Origin of the sequence: Winogradskyella sp. (assembly GCF_013213835.1) — a bacterium.
Classification (GTDB): Bacteria; Bacteroidota; Bacteroidia; order Flavobacteriales; family Flavobacteriaceae; genus Winogradskyella.
On sequence record NZ_JABSSU010000011.1, the window covers coordinates 55,762 to 79,168 of the forward strand.

Genomic DNA, 23,407 nt, shown 5'->3' on the forward strand with positions numbered 1-23,407 from the left:
TTGATTATACTATCTCTGCACTTAAACCAGCCTGTAGTAATTTTGAGCATCTTGGTTTAAGGTCATCATATTCCCCAGTTTTTACTGTACACTTACCATTGTAATGCACAATTAAAGAACACTGTTCTGCTTGTTCTGGCGTATGATCACAAGCATGAATTAGTGTATTAATGACATGATCAAAGGTATTAACATCATCATTAAACAGAACTATTTCATTCTGCTTAACAACTTCCTCTTCAAGTAATAGCTCTTCTGAATATTTCTCTTTGGTACTCATAACAGTACTAATTTATGAATTTTAATGAAACCCATTGTCCTCTTTCTAGGATTTCATCTAATTTTAACATGGATTCATTACATTTTTGCTCAATTAAAGGAATATCTTCTTTATAAAACCCACTTAAAAACAGCATTCCGTTAGCATTTAAGCATTTAGCATACTGTGGAATATCTGCTAACAATATGTTTCTGTTGATATTCGCTATTATAACATCGTAGTTTTTATCTTCTAATAAGGCAACATCACCTTCATAAACCGAAATGTTTTTACAAGCGTTACGTTCAACATTTTCGAGACTATTTATATAGCACCAATTGTCTATGTCTATAGCATCTAGTTTTTTAGCACCGCGCTTTTCAGCAAGAATAGCCAGAACACCAGTTCCGCAACCCATGTCTAAAACCGATTTATCTTCAAAATCATTTTTCAAGATATGCTGAATCATCATATGTGTTGTTTCGTGATGACCTGTACCAAAGCTCATTTTTGGCTCAATAATTAAATCGTATGCTGTTGTTGGCTTCTCATGAAAAGGCGCACGCACAGTCACTGCTTCATCAACTACAATAGGATTAAAATTCTTTTCCCATTCTGCATTCCAGTTGGTTTGTTCAATCTCTTCAGAAGTAAAATTGATTTCAAATTCATCTGATTTTAAGATATGAATATCATCTAAAATCGTATCAAACCATTCATCTTTCTGAATATATGCCGTAACACCATCTTGAGTTTCTACAAAACTTTCAAAACCTGCATAACCCAATTCTGCAATTAAAATTTCTGTTGCTGGTTGTAGCGGTTTTACTGTAAAATAGTACGCGATATAGATTGTGTTTTCCATGTCTTTATTTTGAAGCGCAAAGATACAAGTATATCCTTCAAAACCTTATTCTAAAAACAATCAATTGTAAAAATTAAGGTTAACCATAATACTGATTAACCTTATTCATTTTGGGCTTAAGAACTAATAGACTTAAGTTATTCTTTTACGATTTTACCATTGGTGACTATTGAATTGGAGGCTTTTAAAATATAAAAATAAACACCCGTATTTAATTCAGATACATTGATTTTGTTGTTTAAAACATCTTCTATATTCATTACTAATTTCCCCGTAACATCATAAATTTCAAAACTCGTAGAGTTTGGATTTAATGAAGCACTATCTGGTATTTTAATATTAAGCACTTCAGTAACTGGATTTGGATAAATATTTAATTCCTCATATATAGATTCATCAACTGAAAGTGTAGCATTTGCACATGTTACATTATCTTGAACTTCTAAATATGTTGGGTTATAAAGATTATTACCTATTAGTACCTCACTTTCAGAAACCTCAACACTTGCTATTAAACTAGAGAGTGCACATAAATCATACAAACTGCCATTTCCTTCGTATGAATAATTACCACCTATTGTTATCGCTATACTGCTTGAACTATTATTATTTCGACCTGCACCATATGAGAAACAAGCACCTATTGAATTTATATTATTTAAACCTTCTAAATCATTCAAGGATGTATTTGACTTTATGGTTAAACATTCACCTATTGAAGTTAATGCCTCTAACCCTGTTAAGGTGGTTAATGAAGCATTATTATTAATACGTAATTCACCACCAATACTAGCTACGTTATCTAAACCTGTTAAATCTGATAGGGCATTAGAAAAAGAAATTTCTAATGCACCTGGTAAACTGGTTATACCTTCTAATCCAGTAAGTGAATTTAAAACCTCACAACGCAATGTAAAATCCCCACCTATAGAGATAAGATTGCTTAAAGCAATGATAGATGTAAGAGCAGATTCTCTAAAATAAAAATCACTACCTATAGATGTCAAAGATTCTAAACCTGTTAAACTAGTCATGGCATAATTCTGATCAATTGACAAGCTTCCGCCAATTGATGACAAACTATTGATTCCGTTTAGGGAGGTTAAAGCTGTATTACCTTGTATACGAATATTGCCTCCTATAGTATTTAAGCCGCTTAATCCAGTAAAATCTGTTAAAGAAGCATGGTTATCTATAATAAAAGAATCTGTAATTGTAGTAAGATTACTGAGCGCACTTAAATCTGTGAGAGATTGGTTATTGTCTAACCAAAATGAATGCAACTGAGTAATTCCTTGAAGACCATCTAAACTCATTAAGGCGGCATTATGTGATATAAGCAAACCGCCATTTACTGATGAATTACTTAAAGCAGATAAATCTGTAAGATTATCATTAAATTGAAATGCTATTCCTTCCCCTATAGACATTAAGTTTTCCAAACCATCTAAAGAGCTCATATTATTATTATCAAATAAGAATATTCCCTTTGTTAAACTGGTAACATTCTCCAAACCGGTCAAAGACAAAAGTGAGTTATTGTTTTGTATTGACAATCCGCCAACAATATTAAGGCTCGTAAGTCCATTAAGATTAATTAAGGCTGTATTTGAAAGAGTTAAATATTCACCAATAGATGTCAATTGATTCAAAAAATTAAGACTGGTAATACTCTCGCCAATAGCTAAATTTGTATTAACTGCTGAAAGACTATTAAAACCAGTAATACTTGTTATGGCATTAGCACCAATTCCGATACTACCCGAAGTTTGTAAGCTAGAAAACCCACTTATCGTTTGTAAGCCATTATTAGTTGAAATACTGATTGTGTCAACATTTTGAATAGCATTAAATCCATCTATATCTGTTAAGATATCATTGCCTTGAATAATAACTGCATTATTAATTGAACTGATTGCATTTAAAGCTGATAACGATGTAAGTGAATCATTATTACTGATGGTGATTCCATAGCCTACACTATTAAGGTTATCGAGACCTGTCAATGCTGTAAGACTATTATTACCATAGAACTTTAGACTTCCACCAATCGTTGTTAAATTAGATAAACCAGCAATATTTGTAAGTTGGGAATTGTTATTAACAAATAGATTTCCACCAACTTGAGTTAATGTACTAAGAGAAGTTAAATTAGAAATTGGTGTTGCTGAATTTTCAATGATTATTAAGTTTCCAGTGACTTCAGAATAGCTAAAATTATCTACATCTGACTGAGAATTCAAGGTTAAATCACCATTATAAACCTGAGCATAACTATGCATCATATTTAAAATGTAGAAGAGTAGAAATAAAGTGAAGACTTGAGAGTAACTTTTTTGATTAGTAATTGTTTTCATTTTTTTAGTTTTAAAACATCTGTGAGATGAAGATTATTCGATGTTTTAAAATTAGTTTGAATGAAAATGGCTTTTTTAAGGGTTTTCCCCGAAATAAAAATATAGTTGTAAACCCCTAGAAGTGTACAATTAGGGTTTAAATAAGCCTTTTAAAGCAGTCCATTTTCTAATGCTGCCTTAATGATACCAACACTATTCTTTGCACCAAACTTTAGCATAAGGTTTGAGCGGTGCGTCTCAACGGTCTTGGGACTAATAAATAATTTTTCTGAGATTTCTTGAGTAGTTAATTCTTCAGAAATAGCAACTAAAACCTCTTTTTCTCTGCGTGTTAACTTTATTATTAAACCAGTATTAGCCTTAGGCTTTGAATTTCTAAAAAGAAGCTTATCTCTTATATCTTTTTGCAAATAAATCTCGCCAGCTAGTACAGTCTTTAATGCCTTCAATAACTCAATCTTGTCTGTGTTTTTAAGCACGTAACCATGTACACCATTTTTCAACATTCGTTTAGCGAAGGACACATCATCAAAATTTGTTAGAGCTACAATTTTAAGTTCAGGATATTTTTTTAATAATTGTTTGCTCAAATCTATTCCATTAATATCAGGTAAGTTAATGTCTAACAATAATACTTCTGCCTTTGAATGTTCTATGCCATTTAATGTCGATTTAGCATCATTAAAAGTAGCAGTGATTTTAACCTCATTAGTACCACCCAACATACTTTTTATGCCTTGTAATACCATTTCATGGTCATCGGTAATTGCAATATTAATACTCATCTAATTTTGTTATATCAACTTCAAAAGTACAAGAGGTTCCTTTATCATTTGAAACAAAATCAAACTCTGCTTTTAAATATTGGATTCTAGATTCTACATTAGCTAAACCAATACCTTTGCCTTTTACCTCCTTTTTATTAAACCCAATGCCATCATCTTCAACAGTTACTTGCAAGTCACCTTGCTGAAAACTAACTTGCACATTAATTTCATTTGCATTAGCGTGTTTTATACTATTTGAAACTAACTCTTGTATTATTCTAAAGATATTTATTTCTGCTTTCTTAGGCAATGCAACTTCAGTTCCTACTGACTGAAAATTAATTTCTACATGGTTAGCAGCATTCATGCTATCACAGTATGTTTCTGCAGCCTCTATTAAGCTAAATTTATCTAAAGATGGTGGTACTAAATTATGTGATATTGCTCTAACTTGATTACACGAATCATCAATCATGCTAATAGCTTCCTTAATTACCTTATCATTCATTTCTATTAAGGTAGAAAGCTTATACTTAATGGCTGACAAATCACCATTAACCCCATCATGTAATTCTTTTGCTATTCTAAACCTTTCTTTTTCTTCACCCTCAATTAGAGCTTCTAAAGATTTAATCTGATATTCTCGCTTTAAGGTTAAAAACTCTTGATTCTTTCTTTTTTGTCTTTGCTTAAATACTAACCAAATTAACATTGATGCTATTAACAGAAATCCAATAACACCAAACATATAATTTTGTTGAGTTTTTTTCTTTTGAATTTCGGCTTCTTGTTCTTTTAATTCTAGTTTTTGGTTTGCAATTTCTTTATCTTTTTTTTCGGTTTGGTACTTTTTATCTAAATCGTTAACCTTTTCTTTAAAATTAACGCTTTGTATACTATCATTTAAAGCTCTACCTTCTTTTAAATATTTAAAAGCACTGTTAAGATTACCATATTTTTCATAAACCTCAGAAAGTGCTAATAGACATAATGCCTCATTACTTTCTGAATGTATTTCTCGAGATATTTCTAATGCCTTTTTTAAATTGTCTATTGATTTTATAAAGTTACCTTTAGAATCATATAGGCTTCCTAAATCGTAATAAGAACCTAATAGCGGCAATTGCTCACCCATTTCTTCTCTTATCTGTAAGGATTTTAAAAAATAGTTCTCTGCTTGTTCTAACTTATTTTGATTCTGATAAATCAATCCTATGTTACGTAATTGATAGGATTTAACCGATAAATTACCTCTATCTTTATTTAAATTATATCCTTTTTGAAAATACTCTAAAGCTATATCCAAGCTATCTAGATGCTTATATACAATACCTAAATTACTATAAATTAAACCTAGGTCGTCAGGATCTTGAGATTCTTCATAAGCTGTTTCTACTTTTTTGTAGTACTCTAGTGCTTTTTGATATTGACCCATTTGATCATAAATAGCACCTATGGCATTCAGACTTTGTAGTGACTTTTCCTCATTTTTAGTGAGTTCCGAGAGTTCTAAAGATCTTAATAAGTATTCAATAGCCCTAACTTTATCATCTAAGAACATGTAACTAACTCCTGTTTGATAATATGCAGGAATTAAATTTGTAGTATCCTGCTTTTTCTCAACATAAGCATTGTAGTCTATTAAAATATCTAATGCTTTTTTAGAATCTCCTAAAACCCTATATATTCTTGCATAGTTAAATTGCGACAGCATCTCTAATCCTTTATTCTCAATCTTTCTGCTTAAATCGGCTAATGAGTCATTAAACTTTAAAGACGTCTTAGGAAAACTATAAATATAATTTCGTACTAAATCGTTATAAATACTGCATTTACGTACTTCGCTCTGTTCTATAAGTAAGCGCTGCTCTAAACTATCAATAGTTGTCTTGTTTTGTGCAAATCCTGTTAAGACTATAAAGCAGCAAAAAAATAAAATCTTATATCTCAAAATAATTGGATTGTATTTATGAGTTTTTATAAAAGTAGGTTAAATTACTAAAAACCAACATCTAATCACTAGATTAAATGTGATCTAGCTTGTTCGCTCTAGCGATGTGAGAAGAAAATAGCACTGTAATTTCTAATTACTATTGAAGAGTTACAAATTACCACTAATTTGGTAAATCCGTTCCACCATCATCCGCGGGCAAACAAACGACATTTCTAATTTTTGGTGTTGATTCATTACCATTTGCATCTTCAAATTGAAATACTATTGAATAATTACCGGGAGCCACACCACTAAATGAGCCGTAAATTGTTGTTAAAGAAGTACCAAATTGACCAGCAGACGTCTCCTGATGGGTTTGAATTACAGAGCCATTACTATCCTTAAGAGTTGCAGTACCAATTGTTATGGCAGAATCGTCTGTAGCATTTGCACTAATTACAACAGAACCATCCGAAAAGAAAGTAGCTCCTTCATTTGGACTTACGACTTCAACTTCTGGACCATCTTCATCACCTTCAACCATTCCGTTATCACACTTAAAACTGAATAAACTTAAACTAACTACAAAGAATAATCCTTTATAAAATACGTTTGTTCTCATAATAAAATTGATTAATAATTAACTAAGAGCAAGTTAGTTGGCAGCGGTAAAAAAAAACTAAGGGTATTCTCTGAATATCAAAATTCAAGGAATACCCTTATATAACTTTTGGTTGAGTCTATTGTTTAATCCCAACCAACATATAACTTACAATTACTAAAACGCGTTTACTATAGCGTAAAAATCTTCAGCTTTAAGAGATGCGCCACCAATAAGTCCTCCATCTACATCTGGCTTAGAGAAAATCTCTTTAGCGTTATTTGGTTTTACACTTCCACCATAAAGGATAGAAACACCATCTGCAACCTCAGCACTGTATTTATCAGCCAAAGTTTTTCTAATAAATGCATGCATATCTTGTGCTTGTTCAGGTGAAGCCGTTTCACCTGTACCGATTGCCCAAACTGGCTCATACGCTAGTACAATATGCTTAAAAGCATCTGCTTCTAAATGAAATAATCCATTCTCTAACTGACTTTTTACAACAGCTTCATGATTGCCAGCTTTGCGGTCTTCTAATTCTTCACCAAAACAGAAAATTACACGCATATCGTGCTCTAAAGCTTGAGATACCTTTTTAGCAAGAGATTCATCAGTCTCATTAAAATAAGCTCTACGTTCGCTATGACCTAAAATAACCGTTTTAATACCAACACTTTTTAGCATACCTGCATTAACTTCACCTGTATATGCACCATTTTCTGCAAAATGCATATTCTGTGCTACTACTTCTATATTGTCTTGTCTTGTGGATTGAAATGCATGCCAAAGGTTTGTAAATGCTGGTGCAATCATTACTTCTGCATCTGAAGTCTTAGATTGCTTTTTTAATTCAGAAATTAACGTTTCTGTTTGGATTAATCCATTATTCATTTTCCAGTTACCAGCAACAATATGTTTTCTCATGAGTCCATTATAACCTTCGTGAAAGGAAGGAATTTATTTTTTAGTTAATGTATTATCGATATTTAAAAGTGATTAAATGCTTTAATTATAATCATTGCCAAAAATACTATTTTAATGAGGAATACGAATTGATTTTTATCAGGTTCTTTTAATTCAACTTTACTCTTGGGTCTAACCAAGCATAAACAACATCTACTAGGATATTAATTGTAATAAACACAATAGCAATAACGAGCACAGAACCCATAATAACTGGCAAGTCTAAAGTATTTAAAGCATTAACAATTTCTTTTCCAAGGCCATTCCAACCAAAAATGTATTCCACAAAAACAGCACCTGCTAGCATTGAAGCAAACCAACCAGAAATTGCTGTAACTACTGGATTTAACGCATTTTTTACAGCATGATTTTTAATCACTTGAAATTCACTTAACCCTTTTGCTCTCGCGGTTCTTATATAATCTTGATTTAATACTTCAAGTAATGAATTTCGCATCAACTGAATGACCACTGCCAAAGGTCTAATACCTAAAACAATTGCTGGTAAAATGAGATTTTTCCATTGAATGGTCATTGTTTCACCAAAATCGTCAAGCTCATACAAGCTACCTGTCATTTCTAAATTGGTGTACTCATGCAAAACAAAACCAAATAGCCAAGCAAACAAAATAGCACTAAAAAAAGATGGTACACTCATACCAAACGTGCTTAAAATCTGAATGGTTTTATCTATCCAAGTGTCTTTATATAATGCTGAAATAATCCCAAATATAATGCCTAAAATAATAGCAATGACTATTGCAGAAACGGCTAAAACAAAAGTATTAGGTATGGTTTCGCCAATGACTTCGGTGACTTTTTTTCCTTGCTTGGTAAAGGATTCTCTTAAATATGGTGTCTTTATTACTGTTGTCGTATTCCCAATGGTAAAAAGCTCAGAAGCATTGTACTTGTTTGGTCTTAGAAAAGTATAATCTTCAGTACTATTTGAATGAAAAGAGATTGGCGACAAATCATTGATATAATATAAATACTGTGTACTTAATGATTTATCAAAACCATACTTCTTTTTAACAGCTTCAACCTGTTCTGCAGTCTGATTTTGCCCCAACATCATCTTTGCTGGGTCACCTGGCAGAATTGTAAACAAAAAGAAAATGACAGTGACTACTCCAAATAAAGTGAGTAACGCGTAGAAGATCTTATTTAAGAAATAATGAAACAGAAAAAGTGATTATTAATTTATTTAATTGCATTTAATTTCGTCCGAATAATATTTTATTAGAATGTCATTCGCGAGTTCTTTGCCTCTAATTGAATCACAAAATCTTTCAGTATTAGACTGGATAATAAGTTTAAGCTTGTCTGTAAAACCCTCAGCGTATTCACCATCAGAAAAACTAGAAAGCTTTAAACTAGGAACATAAAACTCATCATTATTCTCTACAATAACCTTGTCAAATATTAAATCTGTTGTTTCGTAAAAGAAATCAGTTTTTCCTAGTTCATGATCTGGACCGGTAGTCCCATAGTATAAACTAAAATCTTTTTGTGTATCTGGAACTAGGCTTAATAAAATAGAATCAGGTATAATTAAATCGTTTTTATAATATTCAGACGCTCTATATAAATTCCTTTCATAATTTGTCTCGAATTGAGATTCGTTTTCAAAAGACAACTTATCTTCAACAACAACATTAGATTCTTTCTTTGCAATTTCTAGTTCATCCAAAACAAAATCATCTAAATCATTCCAATGAGCTTTATTCATCACTGTACCTTTATTCAGTAATACCGCACCTGGATTAGAACGTACAATGGTTTTTATAACCTTTTCATCACACAAATAAAAATCAAAATTTAGATTGTAATCTTGCTTCACGTTGTCTTGGGCATCAATATATGACGATGTTAACCCTATGACCTTGTACCCTTTTTTAATCGCTTCATCAGTAAAATTCTTCAGTTTAGCAACACCTTCAGCTTCGGACTTATTAATGTTATACATGGCTATAACTAACAAGTTTTCAGTATTTAAAAACTCATCAGTTAAGTCACCTTCATCCGACTCTATTGAAAAATCTTGAATTGGTGGCACATAACCTTCATCAATAATTTTTGATGTCACATCAACAAACTCACCATCAACACTCGGATAACTTCCATTGGTTACAAATTCTTGTTCTTCACCATTTACATTAAAGACATAAGTATATTCAATCACAGGTTTAGCTGCGTTCTCCGGCGTACTCATACCTTCTTGAATATTTTTCCCTACAGCATAGGCTCTAAAATCTATTGCAGGTAAATGCATTAGGACATGATATCCAAACCATAATGAAGCTATAAAACTCATCAATGCTAAAACTGTTGTTGGTAAAGCTGAGAATATTGGCTTAATGTGTTTTAATCCTACAACTAAAATGAGTATAAAAACTAATAAAATAATGTCCTTTCCGAAACTCTGCCATGGTGTTAATTTTAGGGCATCACCGAAGCAACCACAATCCTGTACCTTTTCAAAATAAGCAGAATAAAAAGTTAAGAATGTAAAAAACACAATCATTGCCAGCAGACTATATACGGTGAATTTAGGTTTATAACCTATTAATAAAAAGACACCAAGTACAACTTCAAAAACCACTACAAGAACAGAAATAATTAAAGCGTAAGGGATTAAAAACTCCATATTTAACACCTCTGCACTGAAGTATTCTTCAAGTTTATAAGAAAATCCTAGCGGGTCATTTAACTTGATAAAACCAGAAATAATAAATAATACCCCAACAAAAATTCGGCTTATCTGAGTTATGTATTTCATAATATTAATTCTTAATTATAGTTATATTTTATTTGGATTCATTCAAATGAATCATCGCAAAAACGGCATAATTAATCATATCTTGATAATTAGCATCAATACCTTCGCTTACTAAAGTTTTGCCTGCATTGTCTTCTATCTGTTTTACACGAAGTAACTTTTGCAAAATTAAATCTGTCAACGAGCTCACTCGCATATCTCGCCAAGCTTCGCCATAATCATGGTTTTTATCAAGCATTAATTGTTTGGTAATAGCTAAATGTTTATCATAAAATTCTGTAGCTTCCTCTGTATCCATATCTGGTTGTTCTACAACACCTTTTTCTATCTGAATTAGTGCCATAATGCAATAATTAATGATACCTATAAATTCACTCTCTTGTCCTTCATCCACTTTTTGCACTTCATTCTCTTGAAGACCTCTAATGCGTTGGGCCTTTATAAAAATTTGGTCAGTCAATGATGGTAATCTAAGTATTCGCCAAGCACTGCCATAGTCTTTCATTTTTTTGTTAAAAAGATCTCGACATGTCTTTACAACAGCGTCATACTGTTTTGAAGTTTCTTGCATTAATTAAATATTGAATGTAATCACCTTAAATATTCTAAGTAATATCTCAATGATGATACAAAGTTAAATTTGATAAACTTAATCCTAATTATAGACTTAAATTTGCGTAAATTTCGTATAAAATTGTTTAAAGTTCAAGGTTTGTAGTTTAAAGTTTTCCCAAAGCTATAAACGGTTTAAAATTTGGATTTTTATTTTTAAATTAACTAACAAAAGATTCCCATTTTCATAGGAAACAAATATGACAATTAATTGCAAAGAACACCTTATTGATCTCTCTACACCAAAGGTCATGGGTATTTTAAACATTACTCCAGACTCATTTTATGATGGTGGATTATACAAGGATTCATCTTCTATTATGCGACAAGTGGATAAAATGCTGACTGAAGGCGCTACTTTTATCGACGTTGGTGCTTACAGTTCTAGACCTGGTGCTGACGATGTCAGTGAAGCGGAAGAGCTTAAAAGAATTATCCCAATCGTAGAGCTTATTGTAAAAAATTTTCCTGAAGTTATTTTATCAATAGATACCTTTAGAAGCAATGTTGCCAAACATTGTATTGAAGCTGGTGCAGCACTAATTAATGATATTTCTGGAGGGCATTTAGATGAAGAGATGATACCTACTGTAGGTAAACTAAGTGTGCCTTACATAATGATGCATATGAGAGGTAATCCAAGGACCATGCAAGAGCAAACGTTCTATGAGGATCTAATAAAAGACATTAACTTCTACTTTGCTGAACGCATTGCAAAAGCACACGAAAATAAAATACTGGACATCATTATTGATCCGGGTTTTGGTTTTGCAAAAAACTTAGAACAAAACTACGAGCTACTAAGAAAAATGGAACTCCTACAAATTGTAGGTAAACCACTGCTAGCTGGACTTTCTAGAAAGTCAATGATATATAAAACGCTTAATACCAATGCAGCAAACGCTTTGAATGGAACTACGGCGCTTCATATGGTTGCCTTACAAAAAGGCGCTAAAATATTGCGTGTACATGATGTAAAAGAAGCCACGGAATGTGTGACATTATTCAACCAATTAATCAAATAAACCAGTACATGAAATATATTTTACTGTTTGTATTAGGTGCAACATTATTTAGCTGCAATAATCAACGTGTTTTACTTCTTCCTGAGGTCGAAGACACAGAAATAAGGGAAGTTTTAGATGTTTCTACCGCATATATTTTTTATGACGAAACGCAACCAGACTCAACATTATTTAACCGAAAAAATTTGATAGGTACTACCAACTGGTTGGTAAATGTCGATAAGCGCTTAACACTGAAACAAGCGATTCCTCATATTCAATACTTACAAGACAAACGCAGAAAAGCTTCAATGCACAAAAATGAAAGTGCTAAAAACTATTTTACATGCAATGACAAAAGCATCGAGAATCTAGGATTTATTGAGTTTACTAATACACAATTTAATTTTACAAATTTAGACAAATTGGATTTCGAAAATTCAATAGTCATGAATATTGAAAGTTTATCATACATTACTTTTTCTACGGCATTTGATTTAAATATTAAATTATCTAAAGAAAACATGGAACATGCCCTAACCTTAATTAGAAAAAATTATAATCCTGTAACAAACTTGACAATTAACATCTCTAAAAATTTAACTTTTCAAGACTACATCTACTTAAAAGATATTTTATCTAAATTGGATGAAAGTGTTTCAACAGAAGAATTCTTTTTCTAACTTAAATTCTTAAATTAGCAGTAACCACTAACTATCAACTCTTTGGACGAATTACAACTTTGGGATTTTAGATTTATAGATTTTGTAGATGTCTTCCTTGTCGCTATTCTACTTTACTACATCTATAAACTTGTAAAAGGTACCGTTGCCATTAACATTTTTATTGGTATTCTCATTATCTATTTCGCTTGGCGACTTACAGACTACCTGAAAATGCAAATGCTATATAGTATTTTTGATGGATTTATGAAGGTCGGAATTATTGCCCTAATTGTGGTTTTTCAACCAGAAATTCGAAAATTCTTATTGCTTGTGGGCTCTACAAATATTGGTGGTAAGAAGGGAATTTTTAAAAACTTTAAGTTCTTAAAAAATGACGATCAAACGTCTACGGACGTTGATGCAATCATAAAGGCGTGTACCAAAATGGCCTCGAGTAACACAGGAGCACTTATTGTTATTGAACGAAATAACAACCTAGACTTTTTAACAAATACGGGAGACGAAATGAACATATTGGTTTCTCAACCGATTATAGAGAGTATTTTCTTTAAGAATAGCCCATTACACGATGGCGCTATCATTATAGACAATAATGTTGTGAAAGCGACTCGTGTTATTTTACCAGTTAACAATGAGAAAAACATCCCTGAACGTTTTGGATTAAGACATCGTGCAGCAGTTGGTATTACAGAGAAAACAGATGCACTAGCCATAGCTGTTAGTGAGGAAACTGGTCAGATTTCTTTCATAAAAAATGGTGACTTTGTAATGTTTAAAGATACTGATGACCTTATCCAAAAAATAAAGCAAGATTTGGCCTAGATGATTTGTAAAAACTGTAATACTGAACTTGAAGCGCACCACAAATATTGTCATGAATGTGGTGCAAAACAAATTCAAAACAGATTGATGCCAGCCATTCTTGTGCAGCAAGTAAATGAGCAATTCTTATCCATTGATAACAAATTTCTAAGAACTTTTATAGGTTTATTTAAAGCACCTGATATTGTTATAAATAGCTACATAAACGGTACTCGAAAAAAATTTATTGATGTGCTGCAATACTTTGCTATTGCACTAACTTTAGCGGGAATCCAAGTTTTTCTGATGGACTCTATTTTTAAGTCTGAGATGGAATCTTCATTTAAAGTATTGCAATCAATTGATAGTTCTACTGCCGAAAACAATCCATTTAAAATAAATGCTAATAGTTTTACTGATTTCAATAGATATCAAAGTATTATTTACATCATCACTATTCCGTTTTATGCAGTGTCGTCTTGGATAGCTAATCTTTTGATTAAGCCAAAATTTAAATACAATTTCACTGAACATCTAGTTGTCAATATTTATTATTATACACAAGTCATCATAATTACGGCAGTACTAAGCATTCTGTTTTTATTTTTAGGGTTAGATTATCTACTCATTTCTGGCATTGTATCGGTACTTACGCTAGTTTATCACTTTTACACGCTTAAAAAAGTTTTTCATTTAAGTTTGGTAGAGGCTATTGCATTTTTTGTGATGGTAATGCTATTCTTTTTTGCCATTGGTATTTCAGGTAGTATTGTCTTTCTTTTTCTTAAATATTTAAATGTTTTCTAATACTAATGAATTGTAAAAATTGCCATACAGAATTACATGACCACGATGACTATTGTCCTAATTGTGGTGCACGAGTTATTAGAAATCGCTTGACATTTAAAAACTTGTTTGAGCATATTTCTGAGACGTTTTTTAATTATGACAATAAGTTATTAAGGACATTAATTTCACTATTTATAAGACCAGAAGTTGTTATAGATGACTATGTTGGTGGTGTTAGAAAACGTTTTGTCAACCCTATTAGTTTTTTTGGACTGTCATTATCACTGTCCGGTTTATCCGTATTTATTATCAAAAAATTCTATTTAGAACACTTTGACATGATGACTTGGATGGCAGACTTAGAAATTTTTAATAACCCCTATTCACAAGAAATGCTTGCAGAGCAATCTATGAGCAGTACAATGGAATATACATCATTAATGTTTTCTCTAATGATTCCTGCATTTGCATTAATTTCTTGGGTTGTATTTCTGGATAAGAAGTATAATTTCACTGAACATATTGTACTTTATATGTACAGTTTGTCTTTTTACTCAATTCTAAGTGTCATATTTGGTCAATTGATACTTATGATAGTACCTGAAAGTTATATCCCTTTTATACTTTGTACCTATCCAATCATGATGCTCTACCATTGTTATCTTTTAAAAAGATTATTCAAATTGAGCATCGGACAAATAATATTACGAACTTTTTTGTTCCTAGTATTGTTTGGTATTACTTATGTGATAATCACTATAGTAGTTTTGATTATACAATTAGCTACAGGATCAATTAAAATTAGTGACTTCGCGCCCAAAAAGTAGACTATGCTATCTCAGCATTTAAAAACTGAACTTCATAAAGATTTTTGTAGTAACCATCTTTCTTTTTAAGAAGCGACTTGTGCGTACCCATTTCAACAATCTTACCTGCATCCATCACAATAATTTTATCTGCCTGTTGAATCGTTGCCAGTCTGTGCGCAATAACAATAGACGTTCTGCCTTTGGTAATAGTATCAGTAGCATCTTGAATTAATTGCTCTGAATATGAATCGACAGAAGATGTCGCCTCGTCCAAGATTAATATACTTGGATTAGTGACATAAGCTCTTAAGAAAGAAATTAATTGACGCTGACCTGAAGACAACATCACACCACGTTCTTTTACATTGTAATGATAACCACCAGGAAGCGTAGATATAAAATCGTGGATACCAATAGCCTTAGCTGCAGTAATAACATCTTCTTCAGTAATGTATTCGTTGTTAAGCGTAATGTTATTAAGAATGGTATCTGCAAATAAAAATACATCTTGTAGCACAACAGCAATCTGATTTCTAAGCGAACTTAATGTCATTTCCTTAACATCAGTACCATCAATTTTTATAACACCAGAATCAATATCATAAAAACGATTGAGCAAGTTAATAATTGTTGATTTCCCTGCGCCAGTTGCACCAACAATAGCAACAGTCTCACCAGCGTTAACGTCAAAAGAAATGCCTTTTAATACTTTTTCATCTTTAATATATGAGAACGTCACATTTTCAAAAGCGATGTCGCCTTTAAAATGATTCGCCTCAATAGTTCCTGTATCATCTATATTAGAATTTGTATCTAACACTTTAAATACGCGGTCTGCGGCAACCATACCCATTTGTAAGGTATTGAACTTATTGGCAATTTGATATAAAGGTCTAAACAACATGGGAATAAACATGGTAAATGAGATTAACTCACCTACTGTTGTTCCTTGAATTGTTGCAACTGTACTAAATCCGCCAACTAAAACTACCGTTGCCATGGTAAACGATGATACAAATTCAGCTACTGGAAAGAATATAGAATTGTACCAAACTGTTTTTAACCAACCTTTTTTGTGACGCTCATTAATAGCTTTAAACTTTTTATATTCTGTATCTTCTCTAGTAAAAAGCTGCAAAATCTTCATACCAGTTACACGTTCTTGCACAAAAGAATTAAGGTTAGAAACTTCGGTACGTACATCTTCAAAAGCGCGTTTCATATACTTTTGAAAAATCTTAGTTGCGATAATGATTATTGGCATTGTTGCAAAGACAATCAGACTCAACTTCACATTTATTATCGCCATAATACCAGCAACTACAACCATTTTCAGAAGGTCACTAAATATCATAAACAAACCTTGCCCAAAAATATCGGCAATACGTTCCATATCGGTAACAGCTCGTGTGATTAATACACCTACTGAAGAGTTATCAAAATAGGTCATTTTAAATTTAAGCATGTGCTTAAATAACTTCACTCTAATATCTTTTACAACTGATTGTCCTAACCAACTTGCATAATAGATAAATAGTAATTGCGCCACTACTTCTAAAACTAATAAAGCTAACATGATGAGCATATAAAACACAAACCCATCGTATTGCTTATTGGCAATTTTTACATCAATTGCATCTTTAAGCACATATGGTCTTAGAGCACCAAAAATTGCCAAACCAACAACACAGAATAATGAAATTACAAATACCGTTCTGTAGGGTTTTATGTATTGCAGTAAACGCTTAAAAAGCGTCACATCAAATATTTTCTTTTTCTCTTCTTTTGACATATATATTTTCCTGATTCTTCAGGAATTGTTTCTATTAATTCAATCTGATATCTTCTGGATACACAATATTTACCAAATATAACCCATGTGCAGGAACCGAAAAACCAGCTTCACCTCTATTTTTAGATTTTATGATAGTGTGCAAATCCTTACCTTCTAGTTTTCCTAAACCGATATTAACCATTGTGCCAACTATAGCTCTTACCATATTACGCAAAAATCGGTCTGCCGTAATTATAAATGTCAATTGTTCTCCTTCCTTTATCCAGTAGGCTTCCTTGATATCGCAATTATAAGTCTTTACATCTGTTTTACTTTTAGAAAAACATTGAAAATCCCTATACTCAAATAGTATCTTGCAAGCTTCATTCATAGCTTCAATATCTAAAGGCAACTGCGTCTGATAAGCAAAATCATAATCAAACACATTTTTAGAAGCAGACACTTTATAATGATATGTCCTGCTTTTAGCATCAAATCTTGCGTGAGCTTCAGGCTTAACTTCAAATATCTCTTTTACAGCAATATCTTTTGGTAAAAAGGAATTAAGTTTATATACCAAATCCTTTGCTACAAATTTACCATCAAATTCAAAATGGGCAAACATCTGCGAAGCGTGAACTCCTGCATCGGTTCTTCCTGCACCAACAATAGAAATATTAGTTTTCAAAATTGTGCTTAAAGCTTGTTCTAAAACTTCTTGTACAGATATCGCATTAGGTTGATATTGCCATCCATGATATGCCTTGCCATTATATGATAACTCGAAAAAATATCTCAAAAGTTTAGCCTATTTTTGTTTTGGAAGCCACAAAGATAACTATTCCTACATCGCGTAGAATTTCATTAAAAAACATTTAACTTAAAAGCACTCTTTTGAAAAGAATCCTGTTATTATCAGACACACACAGCTATATCGATGATGCCATAATAAAACATGTGAAAAAGGTAGATGAAGTGTGGCATGCTGGCGATATTGGAGACCTTAAGGTCACTGACCAAATAAAAGCTTTAAAGCCACTTAAAGTTGTATATGGAAACATTGATGATGACAAAGTACGCAGAGAATTTCCTCTTCACAATAAATTTAAATGTGAAGATGTTAATGTTTGGATAACTCATATTGGCGGTTACCCACCAAAATATAATAATAGAGTTAGAGACGAATTAATTGCAAATCCACCTGATATTTTTATTTGCGGACATTCTCACATTTTAAAAGTAATGCCAGACAAAAAACTAAACCTATTACATATGAATCCAGGTGCTGTTGGTAAGCACGGTTTTCATAAAGTCAGAACAATGCTGCGGTTTAAAATTGATGGCAATCAAATAAAAGACCTTGAAGTTATTGAATTTGAAAAGCGTTAAAAATTAAAAACCCAGACGGCAGCGTCTGGGTTTTAGCACTAATACTACTAAGATTTTAGGTTCTATCGCAATCTATCTACAGATTTTACGAGATCTTCATCCTTTTTAATAGCCTTGTTAGCCAAGACTAAACACACAATAGAAAAAATAGGAAGAACGATCCCAATACCTTTCTCAGAAACGTCAGCTTCTCCAGATAAGTTTAGAGATTGATATACAAAGATTCCTAGTAAAATAAAGTTTAATATTATATTAAGTCGTCCCAAAACAAATTGAAACTTTCTATTTTTAAAACTAAAAATCGCGAATAAAGATAATAAAGCAGATACAACAAACAAGCCCAAATAGGTATAATTATCTAATGCATATACTTCTTGACCTTCGTTGTTGGTCCATAAATGAAATACAAATATCAGACCTGCAGAGATAATTGCTGCGACCAATAGATAAAGTGATTGTATTCTTTGAATCATATTTTCTTTAAAAAGCATTGCAAAATTAGTAGTTTATTTTTTAAAAAGATAGATTTTATATTAAAATAAAATCGTATTATTGCAATAGATAGTGCTAAGCTTCTGACTTGCACCTATCTAAATCTTACCAGATTTTTTTCACTTTTTTTCTTTTTATTTCATTTTGAAATTCTTGAATTAAGTACTATCAAAATTAAAATACATTATACATATACGAATGTTTGAAATTTCACAGTTAAAAGCTAAGAAGCTACCTGAATTACAGGAAATAGCGAAACAATTAAGTGTACCAAAGTACAGAAGCTTAAAAAAGCTAGACTTAGTTTATCAAATTTTAGATCATCAAGCTGCAAATCCAGATGCAGTAAAAGCAAGCACAGCGTCTGAAGCTAAACCAAAAGCAGAAGTTGCTGAAAAAAAGCCACAACAAAAGCGTGCTAGGGTTCAAAGAAAACCTCAAGATAACAACAACCAAAAATCCATTGAGTTTAACGACAAAAAGGATAAACCAGAATCTCAGGAGAGTAAACCTGCTAACAATAGGCAAAATCAAAAAAGAGAACAGAAGTCTAATGAACGTAATGAAGACCAAAAAAGGCAACATAACGACAATAGACAAAATCAAAGAAATAACCATAACCGTAATAATAACCAGCAAAAAAATAATCAGCAGAAGAATAACCAAAATAACGGCAACAAGGATAACAGAAACCGTTATCGTGAGCCAGATTTTGAGTTCGATGCGATTATTGAGAGTGAAGGTGTATTAGACATCATGCAAGATGGTTATGGATTTCTAAGATCTTCGGACTACAATTACCTAACATCTCCTGATGATATTTATGTATCGCAATCTCAAATTAGATTATTTGGTTTGAAAACAGGTGATACTGTTCTTGGACATGTTAGACCACCTAAAGAAGGAGAAAAGTATTTTCCACTTATTAAAGTGAGTAAGATTAACGGTCAAAACCCACAAGTAGTTAGAGATCGTGTTGCTTTTGAGCACTTAACACCATTATTCCCAAAAGAGAAATTTAATATTGCCGAAAAGCAAACTACCATTTCTACTAGAATTATGGATTTGTTTGCTCCTATCGGAAAAGGACAACGTGGTATGATTGTATCACAACCTAAAACTGGTAAAACAATGTTACTAAAGGATGTTGCAAATGCAATTGCTGCAAATCATCCGGAAGTTTATCAAATGATTTTATTAATTGATGAACGTCCTGAAGAAGTTACAGACATGCAACGTAACGTTCGTGGAGAAGTCATTGCTTCTACGTTTGATAAAGAAGCTCACGAACACGTAAAGATTGCTAATATAGTTTTAGAAAAGGCAAAGCGCTTGGTAGAATGTGGACATGATGTAGTAATATTATTAGACTCCATTACACGTTTAGCAAGAGCATATAATACTGTACAACCGGCATCTGGTAAAATATTATCAGGTGGTGTTGATGCTAACGCCTTACATAAACCAAAACGTTTCTTTGGTGCGGCGCGTAATATTGAAAATGGTGGTTCTTTAACAATCATAGCAACTGCACTTACAGAAACTGGTTCTAAAATGGATGAAGTTATCTTCGAAGAATTTAAAGGAACTGGTAATATGGAACTTCAGTTAGATAGAAGAATATCTAACCGTAGAATATTCCCTGCTATCGATCTTGTATCTTCTAGTACGCGTCGTGATGATTTATTATTAGATGATAGTACAATACAACGCATGTGGATTATGAGAAAGTATCTTGCCGATATGAATCCTATTGAAGCCATGGAGTTTGTTAACGACAGATTTAAGCAAACTAGAAATAATGAAGAATTCCTTATTTCTATGAATGGATAGTTAATCCATTAAATATAAAAACTATAAAACCTTGAATTATTAAATTCAAGGTTTTTTTATAGTCTTCTAAATCAATTAATATTGAGCATTAAAAAAGCCTTCCAATTTGGAAGGCTTTTAAATATCTTCATAATTACTACAATTATAATGCAGCAACGTGTTTAGTTAACTGAGACTTTAAGTTACCAGCTTTGTTAGAATGAATTACATTCTTCTTAGCTAATTTATCAATCATACTGATAACTGAAGGTAACATTTTTTGAGCTTCAGCAGCATCTGTTAACTCACGTAATTTTTTGATGGCATTACGTGTAGTTTTGTGCTGATATCTGTTAAGCACTCTTCTCTTTTCGTTACTTCTAATTCTCTTTAAAGCTGACTTATGATTTGCCATTTTATTTTTTTCTTATTAAAAAATTGTAGCCCGTAGGGGAATCGAACCCCTCTTACCAGGATGAAAACCTGGCGTCCTAGCCGATAGACGAACGGGCCATTTGGTTATTTATCTATTTAAATGAACCTGCAACGTTTCCATTGCGGATGCAAAAATACAACTATTTTTAAAAGTTGCAACTACTAATGAATTTTTTTTAAAAAAAAATTAATAAGCCTTTGCAAAAAGCACACGCTGTGTTGATGGATTCCCTGTAAATACGCACTTTCCAGCTTCTTTTTCACCTTCTAATGGAATACATCTAATCGTAGCTTTAGTTAATTCTTTTATCCTTTGCTCAGTTTCAGCAGTACCATCCCAATGCGCAGAAATAAAACCTGTTTTGTTTTCAAGAACCTTTTTAAATTCTTCAAAATCGTCCACCTTAGTAATATGTGTATTTCTAAATTCTAACGCCTTGTTATAAAGACTTTCTTGAATTTCTTCAAGTAAATCCTCAATAACAACATTTATACGATCTAATATAACAGTTTCCTTAGTAAATGTATCTCTTCTAGCAACTTCTACGGTATTATCCTCAAGATCTTTTGGCCCAATAGCAATTCTTAAAGGCACACCTTGTAATTCGTGCTGGGCAAATTTAGCTCCTGGACGCAAAGTATCACGTTTATCAAACTTAACACTGATATTTCTTTCTTTTAAATCACCAATAATTTCCTCGGCAACCTTAGAAATGGAATCAAACTGATCCTCATTCTTATATATAGGTACTATTACAACTTGATATGGTGCTAAATTTGGCGGCAATACTAATCCTTTATCATCACTATGAGTCATAATGAGTGCCCCCATTAAACGTGTTGACACTCCCCAAGAAGTAGCCCAAACATAATCTTGCTTACCTTCTTTGTTTGTAAACTTTACGTCAAAAGCTTCAGCAAAATTCTGACCTAAAAAATGAGATGTTCCTGCTTGCAAAGCTTTTCCGTCTTGCATTAAAGCCTCAATACAATATGTTTCTTCAGCTCCGGCAAAACGTTCACTTTCAGTCTTCACACCTTGAATGACAGGTATAGCCATAAAATTCTCCACAAAATTAGCATAGACATTATTCATCTGTACCGTTTCTGCAATTGCTTCTTCTTTAGTAGCATGAGCAGTATGACCTTCTTGCCATAAAAACTCTGCTGTTCTTAAAAACAATCTTGTTCTCATTTCCCATCGCACCACATTTGCCCATTGATTCACTAAAATTGGTAAATCTCTGTAAGACTGTATCCAACCTTTATAGGTATTCCAAATAATAGCTTCACTAGTTGGTCTTACTACAAGTTCTTCTTCTAATTTTGCTTGAGGATCTACTCTTAGTTTACCTTCATTATCTGGATCTGTCTGCAATCTATAATGAGTAACCACAGCACATTCCTTTGCAAAACCTTCTGCATTCTTCTCCTCAGCCTCAAATAAACTCTTAGGAACAAATAATGGGAAATATGCATTTTGATGACCTGTTTCTTTAAACATTCTGTCTAATTCAGCTTGCATTTTCTCCCAAATTGCATAACCATATGGCTTAATCACCATACAACCTCTAACTGCAGAATTCTCTGCTAAATCAGCCTTTACAACCAATTCATTATACCATTTTGAATAATCTTGGGCTCTACTAGTAAGATTTTTACTCATTTTCAGTGTTTTGGCACAAATATTGTGTCTATGTTAAATAAAAAAATAGTTCCGCAAAACTAACTATTTTTGCTATGTTCAACAATTAAATCACGGAGTTATGCAATTTAAAACCATTACCTTAAAAAAATTGCCATCGTTTATTGCACTAAGTATCGCAATGGTACTTACATCGTGCGGCTCTTATCAATATGTAGGATATGATAATGATGGTATTTATTCTACAGAACGAAATGAAGAAAATGCTGTTGTTGAACAACAACCAGAAGTTACAACATCTACAAACTCTGGTTTTTATGAAGCTTACTTTAACCAAGGTGTTGGTTCCGAAGGTGAAAGCGAAATATTTACAGATGTAGATTCTTACGAGAGTGATTATCTCGAAAGAGTTCAAGACACTACGGAATACGCTAAATCATTTGGCGGTTGGGGGCAAAATAATGAAACTGTTACCATAAACATTATAGACAATGGTTGGGGCTGGAACAATCCTTGGATGTGGAACGCTGGTTGGGGTTGGAATGATCCTTGGTTATGGAATGGCGGCTGGGGCTGGGCACCAGGATGGGGTTGGAATGCAGGCTGGGGAAGGAATCGATGGGGATGGA

Annotated in this window: 22 protein-coding genes, 1 tRNA gene and 1 pseudogene; 8 read left to right on the forward strand and 16 right to left on the reverse strand. The window is 32.4% G+C overall.

The window, feature by feature from the left end; translation table 11 throughout:
* Positions 1–4: 4 nt before the first annotated feature.
* The 10 genes from HRU50_RS14470 to HRU50_RS14515 all read right to left on the reverse strand — a co-directional run bounded on the left by HRU50_RS14470 (position 5) and on the right by HRU50_RS14515 (position 11,101).
* Entirely contained in the window at positions 5–280 is a 276-nt protein-coding gene (locus HRU50_RS14470) for an ATP-dependent Clp protease adaptor ClpS (protein WP_296351820.1), read from the reverse strand.
* Between the two features lie 7 nt (positions 281–287).
* Entirely contained in the window at positions 288–1,124 is an 837-nt protein-coding gene (gene prmA / locus HRU50_RS14475; RefSeq protein WP_296351821.1) for a 50S ribosomal protein L11 methyltransferase, read from the reverse strand.
* A 137-nt stretch (positions 1,125–1,261) separates the two neighbouring features.
* Positions 1,262–3,481 (reverse strand): T9SS type A sorting domain-containing protein, encoded by a 2,220-nt coding sequence (locus HRU50_RS14480; RefSeq protein ID WP_296351822.1) that lies wholly within the window; start codon positions 3,479–3,481, stop codon positions 1,262–1,264.
* A 149-nt stretch (positions 3,482–3,630) separates the two neighbouring features.
* Positions 3,631–4,266, reverse strand: a complete 636-nt coding sequence (locus tag HRU50_RS14485) for a response regulator transcription factor (protein ID WP_296351823.1) — start codon at positions 4,264–4,266, stop codon at positions 3,631–3,633.
* Positions 4,256–6,199 carry a sensor histidine kinase gene (locus tag HRU50_RS14490; protein WP_296351824.1) on the reverse strand — a complete coding sequence of 648 codons (1,944 nt, stop codon included), beginning with the start codon at positions 6,197–6,199 and terminating at the stop codon, positions 4,256–4,258. Before HRU50_RS14490 ends, HRU50_RS14485 begins: the two co-directional genes overlap by 11 nt.
* A 163-nt stretch (positions 6,200–6,362) precedes the next feature.
* Positions 6,363–6,803: an Ig-like domain-containing protein gene (locus HRU50_RS14495; protein WP_296351825.1), complete on the reverse strand. Its 441-nt coding sequence runs from the start codon at positions 6,801–6,803 to the stop codon at positions 6,363–6,365.
* Between the two features lie 156 nt (positions 6,804–6,959).
* Positions 6,960–7,709, reverse strand: a complete 750-nt coding sequence (gene tpiA / locus HRU50_RS14500; protein ID WP_296351826.1) for a triose-phosphate isomerase — start codon at positions 7,707–7,709, stop codon at positions 6,960–6,962.
* A gap of 148 nt (positions 7,710–7,857) precedes the next feature.
* On the reverse strand, positions 7,858–8,934 hold the full coding sequence (locus tag HRU50_RS14505; RefSeq protein WP_296351840.1) for an ABC transporter permease: 1,077 nt from the start codon (positions 8,932–8,934) through the stop codon (positions 7,858–7,860).
* Between the two features lie 21 nt (positions 8,935–8,955).
* Positions 8,956–10,530 (reverse strand): BT_3928 family protein, encoded by a 1,575-nt coding sequence (locus HRU50_RS14510; RefSeq protein ID WP_366927382.1) that lies wholly within the window; start codon positions 10,528–10,530, stop codon positions 8,956–8,958.
* 28 nt (positions 10,531–10,558) lie between these two features.
* Positions 10,559–11,101, reverse strand: a complete 543-nt coding sequence (locus HRU50_RS14515) for a DUF1599 domain-containing protein (RefSeq protein WP_296351827.1) — start codon at positions 11,099–11,101, stop codon at positions 10,559–10,561.
* A 241-nt stretch (positions 11,102–11,342) separates the two neighbouring features.
* Here HRU50_RS14515 and folP point away from each other — a divergent pair, with 241 nt between their 5' ends.
* Genes folP through HRU50_RS14540 form a run of 5 tightly spaced genes read left to right on the forward strand, consistent with a single transcriptional unit; the run spans position 11,343 to position 15,249 of the window.
* The gene (folP, locus tag HRU50_RS14520) at positions 11,343–12,167 is read left to right on the forward strand and encodes a dihydropteroate synthase (protein WP_296351828.1); all 825 of its coding nucleotides are present in this window, start codon (positions 11,343–11,345) and stop codon (positions 12,165–12,167) included.
* 8 nt (positions 12,168–12,175) lie between these two features.
* Positions 12,176–12,829, forward strand: a complete 654-nt coding sequence (locus tag HRU50_RS14525; protein ID WP_296351829.1) for a hypothetical protein — start codon at positions 12,176–12,178, stop codon at positions 12,827–12,829.
* A gap of 42 nt (positions 12,830–12,871) precedes the next feature.
* On the forward strand, positions 12,872–13,654 hold the full coding sequence (gene cdaA / locus HRU50_RS14530) for a diadenylate cyclase CdaA (RefSeq protein ID WP_296351830.1): 783 nt from the start codon (positions 12,872–12,874) through the stop codon (positions 13,652–13,654).
* Entirely contained in the window at positions 13,655–14,440 is a 786-nt protein-coding gene (locus tag HRU50_RS14535) for a DUF3667 domain-containing protein (protein WP_296351831.1), read from the forward strand.
* Between the two features lie 5 nt (positions 14,441–14,445).
* Entirely contained in the window at positions 14,446–15,249 is an 804-nt protein-coding gene (locus HRU50_RS14540; protein ID WP_296351832.1) for a DUF3667 domain-containing protein, read from the forward strand.
* Between the two features lies 1 nt (position 15,250).
* Here the strand turns inward: HRU50_RS14540 and HRU50_RS14545 are convergent, their stop codons facing one another.
* The gene (locus HRU50_RS14545; RefSeq protein ID WP_296351833.1) at positions 15,251–17,023 is read right to left on the reverse strand and encodes an ABC transporter ATP-binding protein; all 1,773 of its coding nucleotides are present in this window, start codon (positions 17,021–17,023) and stop codon (positions 15,251–15,253) included.
* A 34-nt stretch (positions 17,024–17,057) separates the two neighbouring features.
* A complete protein-coding gene (gene truA, locus HRU50_RS14550) occupies positions 17,058–17,804 on the reverse strand; it encodes a tRNA pseudouridine(38-40) synthase TruA (protein ID WP_296351834.1) in 747 nt (248 codons plus the stop codon).
* A 95-nt stretch (positions 17,805–17,899) separates the two neighbouring features.
* Between truA and HRU50_RS14555 the strand changes: the two genes are divergently transcribed.
* Positions 17,900–18,394: a metallophosphoesterase family protein gene (locus HRU50_RS14555; protein WP_296351835.1), complete on the forward strand. Its 495-nt coding sequence runs from the start codon at positions 17,900–17,902 to the stop codon at positions 18,392–18,394.
* 62 nt (positions 18,395–18,456) lie between these two features.
* Here the strand turns inward: HRU50_RS14555 and HRU50_RS14560 are convergent, their stop codons facing one another.
* Positions 18,457–18,867 carry a DUF4293 domain-containing protein gene (locus tag HRU50_RS14560; protein ID WP_296351836.1) on the reverse strand — a complete coding sequence of 137 codons (411 nt, stop codon included), beginning with the start codon at positions 18,865–18,867 and terminating at the stop codon, positions 18,457–18,459.
* Between the two features lie 217 nt (positions 18,868–19,084).
* On the opposite strand from HRU50_RS14560, the gene rho reads away from it, so the two are divergent.
* Positions 19,085–20,719 (forward strand): transcription termination factor Rho, encoded by a 1,635-nt coding sequence (rho, locus tag HRU50_RS14565; RefSeq protein ID WP_296351837.1) that lies wholly within the window; start codon positions 19,085–19,087, stop codon positions 20,717–20,719.
* Between the two features lie 142 nt (positions 20,720–20,861).
* Here the strand turns inward: rho and rpsT are convergent, their stop codons facing one another.
* From rpsT to proS, 3 genes are all read right to left on the reverse strand, one after another.
* Positions 20,862–21,113, reverse strand: coding sequence for a 30S ribosomal protein S20 (rpsT, locus tag HRU50_RS14570; protein ID WP_296351838.1), 252 nt, complete (start codon positions 21,111–21,113; stop codon positions 20,862–20,864).
* Between the two features lie 26 nt (positions 21,114–21,139).
* Positions 21,140–21,211, reverse strand: a tRNA-Glu gene (locus tag HRU50_RS14575).
* 109 nt (positions 21,212–21,320) lie between these two features.
* Entirely contained in the window at positions 21,321–22,799 is a 1,479-nt protein-coding gene (proS, locus tag HRU50_RS14580) for a proline--tRNA ligase (RefSeq protein ID WP_296351839.1), read from the reverse strand.
* Positions 22,800–22,899: 100 nt separating this feature from the next.
* On the opposite strand from proS, the pseudogene HRU50_RS14585 reads away from it, so the two are divergent.
* Positions 22,900–23,407: pseudogene (locus HRU50_RS14585) on the forward strand (hypothetical protein); the annotation flags it as partial.

Coding starts and splice junctions, on each gene's coding strand:
- HRU50_RS14525 (WP_296351829.1), top strand. CDS start 12,176: ATGAAATATATTTTACTGTTTGTATTAGGTGCAACATTATTTAGCTGC.
- HRU50_RS14540 (WP_296351832.1), top strand. CDS start 14,446: ATGAATTGTAAAAATTGCCATACAGAATTACATGACCACGATGACTAT.
- prmA (WP_296351821.1), bottom strand. CDS start 1,124: ATGGAAAACACAATCTATATCGCGTACTATTTTACAGTAAAACCGCTA.
- HRU50_RS14515 (WP_296351827.1), bottom strand. CDS start 11,101: ATGCAAGAAACTTCAAAACAGTATGACGCTGTTGTAAAGACATGTCGA.
- folP (WP_296351828.1), top strand. CDS start 11,343: ATGACAATTAATTGCAAAGAACACCTTATTGATCTCTCTACACCAAAG.
- HRU50_RS14560 (WP_296351836.1), bottom strand. CDS start 18,867: ATGATTCAAAGAATACAATCACTTTATCTATTGGTCGCAGCAATTATC.
- rho (WP_296351837.1), top strand. CDS start 19,085: ATGTTTGAAATTTCACAGTTAAAAGCTAAGAAGCTACCTGAATTACAG.
- HRU50_RS14480 (WP_296351822.1), bottom strand. CDS start 3,481: ATGAAAACAATTACTAATCAAAAAAGTTACTCTCAAGTCTTCACTTTA.
- HRU50_RS14535 (WP_296351831.1), top strand. CDS start 13,655: ATGATTTGTAAAAACTGTAATACTGAACTTGAAGCGCACCACAAATAT.
- HRU50_RS14545 (WP_296351833.1), bottom strand. CDS start 17,023: ATGTCAAAAGAAGAGAAAAAGAAAATATTTGATGTGACGCTTTTTAAG.
- tpiA (WP_296351826.1), bottom strand. CDS start 7,709: ATGAGAAAACATATTGTTGCTGGTAACTGGAAAATGAATAATGGATTA.
- rpsT (WP_296351838.1), bottom strand. CDS start 21,113: ATGGCAAATCATAAGTCAGCTTTAAAGAGAATTAGAAGTAACGAAAAG.
- HRU50_RS14510 (WP_366927382.1), bottom strand. CDS start 10,530: ATGAAATACATAACTCAGATAAGCCGAATTTTTGTTGGGGTATTATTT.
- HRU50_RS14495 (WP_296351825.1), bottom strand. CDS start 6,803: ATGAGAACAAACGTATTTTATAAAGGATTATTCTTTGTAGTTAGTTTA.
- HRU50_RS14485 (WP_296351823.1), bottom strand. CDS start 4,266: ATGAGTATTAATATTGCAATTACCGATGACCATGAAATGGTATTACAA.
- HRU50_RS14470 (WP_296351820.1), bottom strand. CDS start 280: ATGAGTACCAAAGAGAAATATTCAGAAGAGCTATTACTTGAAGAGGAA.
- proS (WP_296351839.1), bottom strand. CDS start 22,799: ATGAGTAAAAATCTTACTAGTAGAGCCCAAGATTATTCAAAATGGTAT.